The organism is Gimesia chilikensis (genome assembly GCF_007744075.1).
Lineage (GTDB): Bacteria > Planctomycetota > Planctomycetia > Planctomycetales > Planctomycetaceae > Gimesia > Gimesia chilikensis_A.
This window is the reverse complement of record NZ_CP036266.1, coordinates 1,651,538-1,664,631: the sequence shown is the minus strand read 5'-3', so window position 1 is coordinate 1,664,631 and position 13,094 is coordinate 1,651,538. Positions and strand designations below refer to the sequence as shown.

Genomic DNA, 13,094 nt, shown 5'->3' with positions numbered 1-13,094 from the left:
ATTCACTGCTCCCGTTTTTATTTGCACTCACCGAGCAATACTACAACAACGCAATCAAAATCGGTGCCAGCAGTGTTACGAGCACCAGGGCCACCGGATAGACGGTTGCATAACTCGTCGCCGGCACACTCGAATCAATGGCAGAGGTGACCGCTCCCAGACCGGGCGTGGATGTCATCGCGCCACACAGGCCCCCGGCTGTCTCCAGCAGATTCAGACGTAGCCAGTACCGCGCCGCGAGAAACCCGGACAAGAGTGGCACCACAACCACCACCGCTGCAGCCAGGCACATCGTCAACCCGTTCGCCCGAACCACTTCCACAAAATTACCCCCCGCCTGACAACCTGCCTGCGCCAGAAAGACAGTCAGTCCGAGTTCACCCAGCAACAACCGGCCTGCGCGCGGCATACGTACTGAGAGACCACCAAACTGGCCGAAGTGCCCCAGCAGCAGCCCGACCAGCAACGGTCCTCCCGCCATTCCCAGGGAAAACGACTGACCTCCCAGCGACAGACTCAGCCGCCCCAGGATCATTCCCAGAATCAGCCCTCCCGCCAGGATGATCAGATCCGTTTCATCCGCGGTGCGAGCCCGGTGACCAACGGCCGTCGCAAAACGTTCCAGGTCCTCTGGCTCACCCACCGCACGCAGTATATCTCCGTAATGCAGTGTCTGCTCTGAACCGGGAACGAACTCGATATTCTGACGGGTAATACGGGCAATGGTCACACCAAAGCGGGACCGAAAATGCAGATCCTTGAGCGTGCGTCCCACGACTTCTTTAGATGTAATCACAATATTACGACGCTGCCGCTCTACATCGAGTACGTATTGCGCGTCGGGACAACGGGTTCCCAACGCTTCAATCACAGTCTCAATCTGCCCTGTTCGGCCGATGACCAGCAAGAGTTGTCCCAGTTCCAGTTGAAACTCTTTCGGAATCGGTCGCGGCTGCCCCTCCACGATCAAGCGTGAGACCTGGCAGTTCGATTTCGCCAGAATGGTCACATCCCGCAGTCGCTTCCCCACCAGATTTCTGTTCTGGACTTCGACCACTTCGCGAATGATGTCGCCGCGAGCCGCAGTCGATTCGTTCAGGGCGTGTTCAATTCCGCCGGGAAACCAGCGGGGCAGAATCTGAATGAAGAGAATCACCCCGATCACGCCAAAGGGGTAGGCGATTCCGAATCCAACCGCGACATCCGAACCAGCGGGCAGCTTCTCTGTCGCCGCTGCGAGCGCCGGCGTACTCGTCAGGGCCCCCGCAAACAGGCCGCTCGCCAGATCGGGACTCAACTTAAAGAGCCGCCCCATGAGCAAGACGGCCAGCAGAGCCGCACTCATCATGACTCCGGCCAGCAGCGCCAGCGCTTTGCCACGATTCAGAAACATCTGCAGAAAACTGGGCCCTGCGCCGATACCCAGACAGTAGATGAACAGCACAACCCCCGCCAGCCCCGCCTCGGGCGCAACCTGGTAACCCCAGTGCCCTGCCAGCAGACCAGCAAAGATCACTCCCGAACTTCCCAGCGAAATTCCACGGACCGCAATTTTTCCCAGTATCAGACCGCAACCGATCACAGCAAATAAAACGACAATCTCTTCGATGGCTCTGCACCTTTCCCTGGCCTCCGGAGCGCTAATTGAATGCCCGCACTATAGTCAACAGACGATCCCAGTTCTACGTATTCATTAAATATCACTGATAAATACCAGGATCTCCCTCGTTTCCAGAGGAAATCTTGTCAGCATTTCCCGAACCCGATACAACTTAAACAGAATTTTGCGTTCTCGATCACTCACTTATACCCATCTATTGATTTGCTATGATCTATCAGCTGCCTTACATCCTGTCTCTTGCTCTCAGCTTCACCACAGGCACAGAAACTGTGCTGGACGACTTCAATTATACAACGTCGTCCGCGGCCCGACAGGCGTGGACCGAACTCAAGGGAACGCTCCCCCTGGCGATGCAGAAATCAGGTAGCCAGAATGTCCTGCTCCTCTCGGCCCCCTTTCAATCCAACCGCGACATTCCCCGGGCCGGGATCGACAAACAACTCAACCAGAGCCTGACCGCCCCCGGGCTGTTTACGATTGACGTCAAACCCGCTTCGCCCGACAGCAACCATCAGGTCAGCATTTATTTCAAAAGTGGCCCCGGCTGGTATTCGACCTCTGCCCGTATCAAGGGGGCTGACTGGCAGACACTCCGTTTCCCTAAAGGTGATTTTCGCGGCGAAGACAATCCGCGCGGCTGGGATAAAATCGAAACCGTTCGACTGGTCGTCTGGCGGGAATCCGACAGCGAACCCGACACGCACTTCCAATTCCGTAACCTGAAAGCCATCACCGGCGACGTGACGATTGTCGTCCCCGACCTCAGCCAGAAACAGAAAGAGAAGGACACCTTCGCTGCCGCCGACCGTATCGAAACGTTTCTCGAGACCTCCGGGATCGGTTGTGACCGCATCAGTGAAAGCGAACTCTCGCTGAACACGCTCGGCTCACGTTCCATCGCAATTCTGCCGTTTAATCCCCGTATTTCATCCCAGGCCTGTGGGGTACTGAATCAGTTCATGGAACGGGGCGGTAAGGTTTATCTGAACTTCAACATTCCGACCGCCCTGGAAAAGAATCTGGGCATCAAAAAAGGCAGCTATTTCAAACCGGACAGTCCGGGTGGGCTGGCCTCGATCCACCTGCAGGACGCCGGTATCCTGGGTCTCCCTGCGGAGGTCAAACAGGCTTCATGGAACCTGGTGACTGCCACCCCAACCGGACACAACGCCCGAATCGTAGGCGAGTGGTACGATGACACAGGTAAACCAACGGGCAAGCCGGCCCTGATCGTCAGCGAGCGGGGTGCCTATTTCAGCCACCTGATTCTGGGAGACGACCCTGTCAATAAACAGGCCCTGCTGACTGCGCTCATGGCCCACTTCCAGCCCCGACTCTGGGATGCGATCGCCGCCGGCACGATTCAGCAGGCGGAACAGGTGGGGCCCTTTCACTCGTTTGATGAACTCCGCCGCAGCATTGTGTCGACGGTTACTCCGCAGCAGAGCAAAGTACTGGCGGCCCGCGATCTGGATCGTACGTCCGCATTACTCGTGCGCGCGAAGCAGCTGTTGCAGAAAAAAGAAGCGTTCCAGGCCATCGCGTTTGCCCGGCGCTGTCGTGAAGAGCGGGTCAAAATCTACCTGCTGACCCGCGCCAGTCCACCACGCGAAGCCCGTGCCTTCTGGGATCACAGTCCTACCGGCCCCTACCCGGGCGACTGGGACCGGACCTGTAAAGAGCTTGCCGATGCTGGCTTCAACATGCTCATCGTCAACATGCTCTGGGGCGGTCTGGCCCACTACCCCAGTGATGTTCTTCCCCGCAGTGAAACGTTTAAAACTCAGGGCGACCAGATCGAACAGTGCCTCAAGGCGGCGCATAAACATGGTCTCGAGCTCCATGTCTGGAAAGTGAATCACAATCTCTCGACCGCACCGCCGTCGTTCGTCAGACAGTTACGTGACGCGGGTCGGACCCAGGTCAGTGTGACCGGCGAAGCCAGCGACTGGCTCAATCCGGCTCATCCCGAAAACTTCCAGCTCGAAGTCGACAGCATGCTCGAAGTGGTTAAAAAGTATCCCGTGGATGGCATTCACTTCGATTACATCCGCTACCCCAATGATCGCCACGATTACAGCGACTATAGCCGTCAGAAATTCGAGGCCGACACCGGCATCAAAGTCAGCAACTGGCCTACCGACTGTTACAAGGGGAAGCTCAAAAGCCAGTACCGCGACTGGCGTGCCGACCAGATCACCCGGCTCGTTGAAACCGTATCACGCAAAGCACGTAAGATCCGCCCCGGCGTCAAACTTTCCGCCGCCGTCTTCCGCGAATATCCGGACTGCCGTGAATGGGTGGCCCAGGACTGGCCTCTCTGGGCCAGACGCGGTTATCTCGACTTCATCTGCCCCATGGACTACACCGCCAGTGACGAACAGTTCCGCCTCTGGATTGAAGAACAGCAGAAACTCCTGGCTGGCAGCATTCCCATCTACCCGGGCATCGGTGCACTCTCAACAGAGGCAACTCTCAGCAGCGATCGTGTTCTGGGACAGGTTGATGTAACCCGACAACTAAATACCGGCGGGTTTACCGTCTTCAGCCTCAATCCGCAGACACTCTCCAGCGTCGTCCCCGATTTCAAACGAAGTGCCGGGAAAGTGAAGGCGACTCCTCCGCATCGCGCACAAAAAAAGCGTTAACTCTGAACAAACAAAAACAGGCAGGCCAGGAAAATCCCCAACCTGCCTGTGTTCCTGCTTTACAGCGAGTCAATCTTCGGCCCGGCTTCCGTCGCCGCACATCTTCACCACTTTTGGGTTGAAGCGTGCTACGATTTCCACCAGGTCCTGCTGCTCGGCCATAACCTCATTAATGTTTTTGTAAACACCGGGAACTTCGTCAGCTCCCGCTGAGATCACGGTGATGCCTCGCTTCTCCAGATCATTTTTCACCGCCTTCCAGCGGTACTTATCCTTCGCTTTGTTACGAGACATGCAGCGTCCTGCACCATGCGATGCCGAGTTCAGGCTCGCTGGATTTCCTTTTCCACGAACCACGAACGCCGGATCGGCCATCGAACCGGGAATCACACCCATCTCGCCTGCTGCCGCTGGAGTTGCCCCCTTACGGTGCACGTAGACCTCCCGGCCGCCGTGCTCTTCCTTCCAGGCGAAGTTGTGGTGGTTCTCCACGCCGGAGATCACCTTGCTTCCCAGCAAAGCCGCCACGTTCTTATGGATCACAGCATGGTTAGCTGCAGCGTAGTCGCCCATCAGATTCATTGCTGCCCAGTATTCCTGGCCGGCTTCCGAATCCATGTCCAGCCATGCCAGTCGTCCCAGGTGCTGATGCCGCTTTCGCAGTTGCGACTGCGCAATCGCTGAATACGTGCTGCATACCGACGCACCGGTTCCCCGGCTACCGCTATGACTCAACAATGCCACGTATTCACCTGCAGTCAGTCCCAGCTCTGCATCATCTTCCGAAATCGTCAGGACACCGAACTCAACAAAGTGGTTGCCCGAACCAGAAGATCCCAGCTGTTTCCATGCCTTGTCTTTGTTCTGACGTGTCACTTTCGTCACCGTCCAGTCCTGATCCATCACCGCATGATGCTGCTTCTTCTCGTGAGCCGTACCCACGCCAAATACGGTGCCTCGATTCAGCGCATCGATGAACTGATGACGTTTGTCATCCAGTGCATCAACGGCCGTATCCAGAACCGACAGCTTCATACGGCAGGCAATATCCACACCGACTGCATATGGAATCACTGCGTTTTCCAGTGCCAGTACGCCGCCGATAGGCAGACCATAACCGATGTGTGCATCCGGCATCAGCGCAGCACCGTAAGCCGATGGAACATGGCACGCCAGTTCCATCTGGGAGAACGCACCTTCATCGATGCCCTCCTTACCCCAGATCTGGTAATCGATTGGCTCAACAACTTCTTCCGAGTTATCTTCAACCAGTTCTGCAGCCAGGGCTCCGAATGCCTCATCTTCCAGATAGTTGTCAGGCGCAGCGATGACCTGCTGCATGCGCGCTTTGACTTCCTTACCGCGAATATTATCATTCGCGACGGCCTGCTGAATCGCCGTCATGGCCGTCTTCAGACAATACTGTGGAACACCCAGTTTCAGTAACTGTCGAGAGTTCATCTCTCTTCTCCTCATACATAAAAAACATTCAGACCCGATTTCCGCTCGGGTCACAGATCATTCTATTCCAATTTGTTCTCACTGGACACCGGAGTAGTAAGAAGGTTCCCGGTTTCCGTCTTCGCCTGGGGAAAAACCGAAAAGTTACTCCGCGCATGACGCGTTTCATCATTCTTTCTCTGCATCTACCTAAAAACGTCCCATCTCTGCCAACACTCAATCGGGCACACGCGTAAAACTCACAACGGGTGATCGAACCGGCACGTTGCTACAGGCGAAGTTGATAACCGATTCCTGACAGCAAACGAAACACAAACATCCTGTAAGCTCAGGCAGAAACGCCTGTTAGACTACGCACACGGAACTGTCGACGCTGTAACGAGATACGTCACTTTATCCCGATCCGCGTCTTGCAAAGGCCCGGAACGACGATTAGAATAAATAATTGAACCTGAATTCGGGAACACAAGCATTGCTCCCCCGTTCCCGGAACATCTGCCATCCCGCCTGCTGAACCATGGGGTTCAGCTACCGCCGTTGCAAACTGATATGGATTGTCGGTCGGACAGGCATCACCAGAGATTCATTGACAAGTTAAGTTTGAACAGCCCCGTCTCCGCGGCCGATCATCCACTTGAAAATTACTATCCAGAAGGTGAATGTCATGCTTCTTCTGTGTTCGAGCAAGCGCATCGTCCCTGCTCTCGTTCTCACTTTCCTGTGTACTTCACTCACCCAGGTAAGCGCTGAAAAGACTACAAAAGTCTCCCCAGCCAGAATACGTTCCATCCTTTCGGAAAACTGTTTCCAGTGTCACGGACCGGATGCCAAGAAACGCGCTGCCGACCTGCGTTTTGATACCCGTGATGGCGCCTTTGCCGACCTGGGCGGTCACAAAGCCATTGTGCCCGGCAACCTGAAGGAAAGCGAACTCATCGCCCGCATTACAACCGACGACGGCGACCTCCTCATGCCGCCGGCCGACAGCGGGAAGAAACTGAAGCCGGAAGAAATTGAACAACTCAAACTCTGGATCGAACAGGGTGCTCCCTGGCAGGATCACTGGGCCTTCGTAAAACCTCAGAAAGCACCACTGCCTTCCGTCTCACAACCGGGCTGGGTGAAGAGTCCCGTCGATCAGTTTATCCTGGCGCGGCTCGATGAAGAAGATCTCAAACCCACTGCCGAGGCTGATCGTCGTACTCTCATTCGACGAGTCACTCTGGACCTCACCGGACTGCCTCCCACGCCGCAGGAAGTGGAATCGTTTGTAAATGACAAAAGTCCCAATGCGTATGAAAAAGTCGTGGATCGACTGCTGCAGTCTCCCCGGTACGGCGAGCACATGGCCCGCTACTGGCTGGACATCGCCCGTTACGGCGACACTCACGGACTGCACCTCGATAACTACCGCGAGATGTGGCCTTACCGCGACTGGGTCATTAATGCCTTCAATACCAACAAACACTACGATCAGTTTGTGATCGAACAGTTGGCCGGTGACCTGCTCCCGAATGCATCACTCGATCAGCAGATCGCCACTGGCTTCAACCGCTGTCACGTGACCACCAACGAAGGGGGTTCGATCGCCGAAGAAGTCTATGTCCGCAACGTCATCGACCGGGTGGAAACGACAGGCCAGGCCTTCATGGGGCTCACCCTCGGCTGTGCCGTCTGTCACGATCACAAGTTCGATCCCTTTACGAAAACCGAATTCTATCAGCTGTTCGCGTTCTTCAATAACCTTGATGGCCCCGCGATGGACGGGAACATCAAAGACTCCCCCCCTTCCGTCCGTGTCCCCGATGATGCCCAGTCCAAGCAACTCCAGGCTTATAAAGACCAGATTGCTTCCATTGAAAAACGGGGTGCCGACCGTACCAAGGTTAACGAACCCGCATTTCAGTCCTGGCTCCAGTGGAAGCAGCAGATTCAGAAGACGGGCAGCAATCCCGATCTCTCCATTCCGCAACCTGGCGGTCTGCTGGCTGCTTACTCGCTCGACGAGAAAGAAGGCGACGCCGCTGCTGATAAAACGAACGCAAAAAACAAAGCGTCTGTCAAAGGGGCTCCAAAATGGGTCGCCGGTAAATTCAATAACGGATTCCAGTTCGCCCCCGGCAGCTATCTCGACCTGGGAAAAACCGGACAGTTTGCCAAAGCTACCCCTTTCAGTTATGCCATCTGGGTCAAAACCAACGGTAAAACTTCGGGACCGATCGTTTCCAGCATTAATCCTAATTCGCGCGAACGAGGCTACGATCTACAGATCACTAACCAGACCCTCAGTGTGCGTCTGATTGATCGCTGGCCCGGCTATGCCGTTCAGGTGCAGACCAAGAATAATGAAATCACGCCTAATCAGTGGCATCATGTCTGTGTGACCTACGATGGTTCCGCCAAAGCCCATGGCGTGACCATCTATGTCGACGGCAAAGAGTCCGAGCTGACCATCTCCTCCGACTCCTTTAAAAATACGACTCCTCTGAACTCGGCTACGATTCTGCTGGGTCATTCACCAACCAAGCAGCACCTGACGAACGGCTTCGTTGACGAGTTCCGTATCTACGATCACGAACTCTCAGAAACCGAAGTCAATCAGGTCTACTTCGATCATCAGATTGAACCGGTCCTGAAACTGGCTGCCGATAAACGTACTCCCCAACAGACTGAACTGCTGAGACAGTATTATCTGAATCAGTTCGATTCCGAATATCGCAAACTGCTGGCCGAGAAGGTCAAAGTCAAAGCACAGGAAGAAAAACTGATCGCCTCGCTCCCCACGACGCTGGTCTTCCGCGAACGCAAAACCATCAAAGAGGCCTTTGATCTCAAGCGGGGACAATACGATCAGAAAGGGGATAAAGTTGATCGGAAAACTCCGGCACAGTTCCCTGCCATGGCAGCCGAATGGCCCGTCAACCGGCTGGGTCTGGCGAAATGGCTCGTCGATCCCAGTCATCCGCTGACATCCCGCGTTGCCGTCAACCGGTTCTGGCAACAGTTGTTCGGCACCGGTATCGTCGAAACCAGTGAAGACTTCGGTAACCAGGGAGCCGTCCCCAGTCATCCCGAACTGCTGGACTGGCTCTCCATTGATTTCCAGGAACACCAGTGGGATGTCAAACGGCTGATGAAACAGCTTGTGATGTCTGCCACTTATCGACAGAACTCCAGCGTGACTCCGGAACTGTATCAGCAGGATCCCGAGAACCGTCTGCTGGCCCGTGGCCCCCGCTTCCGCCTGGATGCGGAAATGTTGCGTGACCAGGCACTCGCCGTCAGTGGTCTGCTCGTTCCCAAAGTAGGTGGCCCCAGCGTGAAACCGCCTCAACCAGATGGACTCTGGTACGCCGTCGGTTATTCCGGCTCGAATACCGTGCGGTTCAAACAGGATACGGGCCCTGAGAAAGTCTTCCGCCGCGGACTGTATACCTTCTGGAAACGGACCTCACCACCGCCGGAAATGTCGACCTTCGATGCCCCCAGCCGGGAAGCCTGTACCATGCGTCGCGAACGGACCAATACGCCACTGCAGGCCCTGCTGCTGTTGAACGATCCGCAGTACATGGAAGCCGCCCGTGCGTTCGGCGAACGCATGATGAAAGAAGGCGGTCCCTCTCCCGAAGAGCGGATCAAGTTTGCTTACACAATGGCCACCGGGCATCCGATCTCAAAGGAAAACCTGACCCTGATTAAACAGACTTTTGATGACATGCTGGCTGAATACCAGAAAGCTCCTGAAGCTGCCAAAGAACTGATTGCTGTTGGCGAGTCCAAACCTGACGAGAAACTGAATCCGCAGGAACTGGCCGCCTGGACCATGGTGGGTAACCTCATCCTCAACCTGGATGAAGTGCTCAATAAAAATTGAAGACGTTGTTATTCATCATTCCACAGCATCCACGCCGGACAGCATCAGTTGCGGCTTAGAACTCAACAGAAATAAACAGGTATCGTCATGAATCCCATGCAGGAACATCTCTCACAGATCACGCGACGTCATTTTTTCAAAGCGGGTGGCCTCGGGCTGGGAACCGCCGCCCTGGCCTCCCTCGAGGCCAATCGACAGCCCTTGCAGGCAGCGAATCCCGAATCACAGACAATCGGCGGACTCCCCGACATCCCTCACTTCGCTCCCAAAGCGAAGCGGGCCATCTATCTGTTCATGGCGGGTTCCCCTTCACAGATCGACACGCTCGACTACAAACCGGAACTCGACAAACTTTTCGATAAAGACCTCCCCGAGTCCGTCCGGCAGGGACAGCGACTGACGACGATGACCTCGGGGCAGTCCCGCTTTCCGCTGGCTCCGTCGAAATTCAAATTCACGAAACACGACAACGGTGGCGATGGTGCCTGGGTCAGTGAACTGCTGCCTCACACCGCAGGCATCGTCAAAGATATTTCCATCGTCCGCTCGCTCTGGACGGAAGCCATCAACCACGACCCGGCAATTACCTACATCTGCACCGGCAACCAGTTGCCCGGTCGCGCCAGCCTCGGCTCCTGGCTGAGCTACGGTCTGGGTTCGATGAACGAAAACCTGCCCGCCTTCGTTGTTCTTACCTCCACCTGGTCAGGTCGGCAACAGGCTCAGGCGCTTTACAACCGTCTCTGGGGCAGCGGATTCCTGCCGAGTAAATACTCGGGTGTCTCACTGCGTTCGCAGGGCGATCCGGTGCTGTTCCTTTCCAACCCGCCAGGCGTCTCCGCCAAATTGCGCCGCCGCATGCTGGACACCCTCTCGCAGGTGAATCAGAACGAATACGAAAGTATCGGCGACCCGGAAATCCAGACCCGCATCTCACAATACGAGATGGCTTTCCGCATGCAGACGTCGGTTCCCGAACTGACCGACATCACCAAGGAAACCAAAGCCACGCTCGACATGTATGGCCCCGAGGTACATAAACCGGGCACATTCGCCTATCACTGCCTGCTCGCCCGTCGCATGGCCGAACGGGGGGTCCGCTTCTCGCAGATCTTCCACCGTGGCTGGGACCAGCACGCGAATATCGCGGGTGACCTGCCCAAACAATGTAAGGACATCGACCAGCCGGCAGCCGCTCTTGTCAAAGACCTCAAACAGCGTGGCATGCTCGATGACACCCTCGTCATCTGGGGCGGTGAATTCGGCCGTACGGTCTACTGCCAGGGGAAACTCAGTCGTGAAAACTACGGACGTGACCACCACCCCCGCTGTTTCTCCGTCTGGATGGCCGGTGGCGGCATCAAAAAAGGACAGGTCTACGGGTCGACCGACGATTTCAGTTACAACATCGTCGACAAGCCGGTCCACATCCATGATTTCAACGCGACGATCCTGCAGTGTCTGGGCATCGATCATCGCAAACTGACCTACAAATTCCAGGGTCTCGATCAGCGGCTCACCGGCGTCGAAGAACACCACCCGGTCAAAGACATCCTCGCCTGATCTCCAGTGCTACATACCAAAAAAGAGGCAGTCAACAAAGACTGCCTCTTTTCGTATTCACAGCTTTACAGAATCGCTTACTTCTCAGCAGCCTGCTGCTGCAGTTTCAGCATCTGTGCCGCATAACGCTTGCCGAACTCTCGCTCTGCTTCCGCATTGAAGTGCACCTGATCGCTTTTCGCAGGCAGACCTTTTGAAGAGGCCACCGCGGTAGCAGGCACCGTCTCTGCAATTCCATGCAGCGACTTGTTGACGGTCTCGGCACCGGGGCGTGTGAAAAACTCCCCCAGTTCTCCCATAACGAACGGCATGTCCGGTTCGTTCAGATCTTTGCGCAAATCCGCGATCATGCCCGAGAGTCGATTCTGGTATGAGTTATACAACTTGGGATTGGAAGAATCCCCTTCCCCCTGGTGCCAGATCGCACCTTTGATCTCGCCATACTTCTGATTCTCTTTCGCCAGCTTGACGGCACGCTCATACAAATCGCCCCCTTTGACCCAGCGACTGAGGGGCGTTCCCCCCACGGCTGCGGGAATCAGGCCAATCGTCACGCCCGGCTTTGCTTCCGCAATCACGGGACCAAATCCGGAACCGGGACCCACGCCGGCAATCTTGGGTTTATCGAAGTGCAACGGATCGGTGGCCGGCACCCATTTTCCCTGCTTGTCGAGTTTCAACACCCGGGGATGCGCCTTATTAGTCGCGGGATCGACTTTCCCCCGCCCAGCCATGTTTGACTGTCCGATCAGCAGATAGATTTCAAATTTTTCTTTGGGAGGTAACTGGGACGCGTTCTCTTCCGCCCGGGTTGTACTCAGAACCGTAAACAGCCCCATGAACAGGGCCACACTCAACAGCAGTTTAATTTTCATTTTTTGGGATTCCAGCCTGAAAAGAAAAGACAATTCGATCATACTTTCATTTACTATAGAAGGTCATCCAATGTGATATCAAGCAACCGGTTTCAAGTTTTACAGAAGGAATCTCTGCAGCATGAATTTCCGTTTCACAATCGCGCTCATCGCTTGTACCCTCGCAGCCGCAACGCAATTCGCGGGCTTCGAGTCCTCTTCTCCCCTCCGGGCAGCAGAACAGAAACAGAAAAAGAAAGCCAACTCCCCCAAGACCGGCTGGAAACCGCTCAAGGATGCGGAATTCAAAGTCTATAAAAAAACCGACCAGGGCGATCTGCATCTGAATATTTTCAAACCCGCTGACTGGAAACCCAGCGACTCCCGACCTGCGGTTGTCTTCTTCTTCGGAGGAGGCTGGCGGAGTGGCAATCCCAGTCAATTTGAACCTCACTGTCGTTACCTCGCTTCACGTGGCATGGTCGCCTGCGCGGCCGAATACCGCATCAAATCCAAGCACGACACCACCCCCTTCGAATGCGTCGCCGATGGAAAATCAGCTGTCCGCTGGATTCGCGAACACGCTGCAGAACTGGGAATTGATCCCAATCGCATCGTTGCCGGAGGTGGTTCGGCCGGTGGACACGTCGCCGCCTGCACGGGCACTGTGACCGGTTTCGATGAACCGAACGAAAATAAAAAGATCTCTTCCGTCCCCAATGCGATGGCTCTGTTCAACCCGGTCGTTGACACCACCGAAACCGGCTGGAAAGGGGGACCGCAACAGCTCGGAGAACGTTGCAAGGAAATCTCTCCCATCCATTTCGTGCGGAAGGGCACCCCACCTACGATTATTTTCCACGGCACCGGCGATACAACAGTACTTTTCGAAAACGTCGAACGCTTTACTGATCAGATGAAGCAGAAAGGTAACCGCTGTGAGCTCATCGCTTACCCGGATCAACCGCACGGTTTCTTCAACCTGAGTCGTAACAAAAAGAACTACGAAGACACCATCGTAAAACTGGACGCGTTTCTGACCTCGCTGGGCTACCTGCCTCCTCAGAAATAAG

7 protein-coding genes are annotated in these 13,094 nt (G+C 55.4%); 4 read left to right on the top strand and 3 right to left on the bottom strand.

Translation table 11 applies throughout. The features are described 5' to 3' along the window. Window positions 1–40 precede the first annotated feature (40 nt). Entirely contained in the window at window positions 41–1,582 is a 1,542-nt protein-coding gene (locus HG66A1_RS06410) for an aspartate:alanine exchanger family transporter (protein WP_197997003.1), read from the bottom strand. Between the two features lie 245 nt (window positions 1,583–1,827). On the opposite strand from HG66A1_RS06410, the gene HG66A1_RS06405 reads away from it, so the two are divergent. Further along, the gene (locus HG66A1_RS06405) at window positions 1,828–4,269 is read left to right on the top strand and encodes a glycoside hydrolase family 10 protein (protein WP_145181365.1); all 2,442 of its coding nucleotides are present in this window, start codon (window positions 1,828–1,830) and stop codon (window positions 4,267–4,269) included. A 69-nt stretch (window positions 4,270–4,338) separates the two neighbouring features. Here the strand turns inward: HG66A1_RS06405 and HG66A1_RS06400 are convergent, their stop codons facing one another. Then, window positions 4,339–5,730: an RtcB family protein gene (locus tag HG66A1_RS06400; protein ID WP_145181364.1), complete on the bottom strand. Its 1,392-nt coding sequence runs from the start codon at window positions 5,728–5,730 to the stop codon at window positions 4,339–4,341. A gap of 664 nt (window positions 5,731–6,394) precedes the next feature. Here HG66A1_RS06400 and HG66A1_RS06395 point away from each other — a divergent pair. Then, on the top strand, window positions 6,395–9,604 hold the full coding sequence (locus HG66A1_RS06395) for a DUF1553 domain-containing protein (RefSeq protein ID WP_145181363.1): 3,210 nt from the start codon (window positions 6,395–6,397) through the stop codon (window positions 9,602–9,604). A gap of 87 nt (window positions 9,605–9,691) precedes the next feature. Then, a complete protein-coding gene (locus HG66A1_RS06390; protein ID WP_145181362.1) occupies window positions 9,692–11,167 on the top strand; it encodes a DUF1501 domain-containing protein in 1,476 nt (491 codons plus the stop codon). A gap of 77 nt (window positions 11,168–11,244) precedes the next feature. Here HG66A1_RS06390 and HG66A1_RS06385 read toward each other — a convergent pair whose 3' ends face one another. Further along, window positions 11,245–12,042, bottom strand: coding sequence for a sialate O-acetylesterase (locus tag HG66A1_RS06385; RefSeq protein ID WP_232106766.1), 798 nt, complete (start codon window positions 12,040–12,042; stop codon window positions 11,245–11,247). A gap of 121 nt (window positions 12,043–12,163) precedes the next feature. Between HG66A1_RS06385 and HG66A1_RS06380 the strand changes: the two genes are divergently transcribed. Beyond that, entirely contained in the window at window positions 12,164–13,093 is a 930-nt protein-coding gene (locus HG66A1_RS06380; RefSeq protein ID WP_145181361.1) for an alpha/beta hydrolase, read from the top strand. Window position 13,094: the final 1 nt, after the last annotated feature.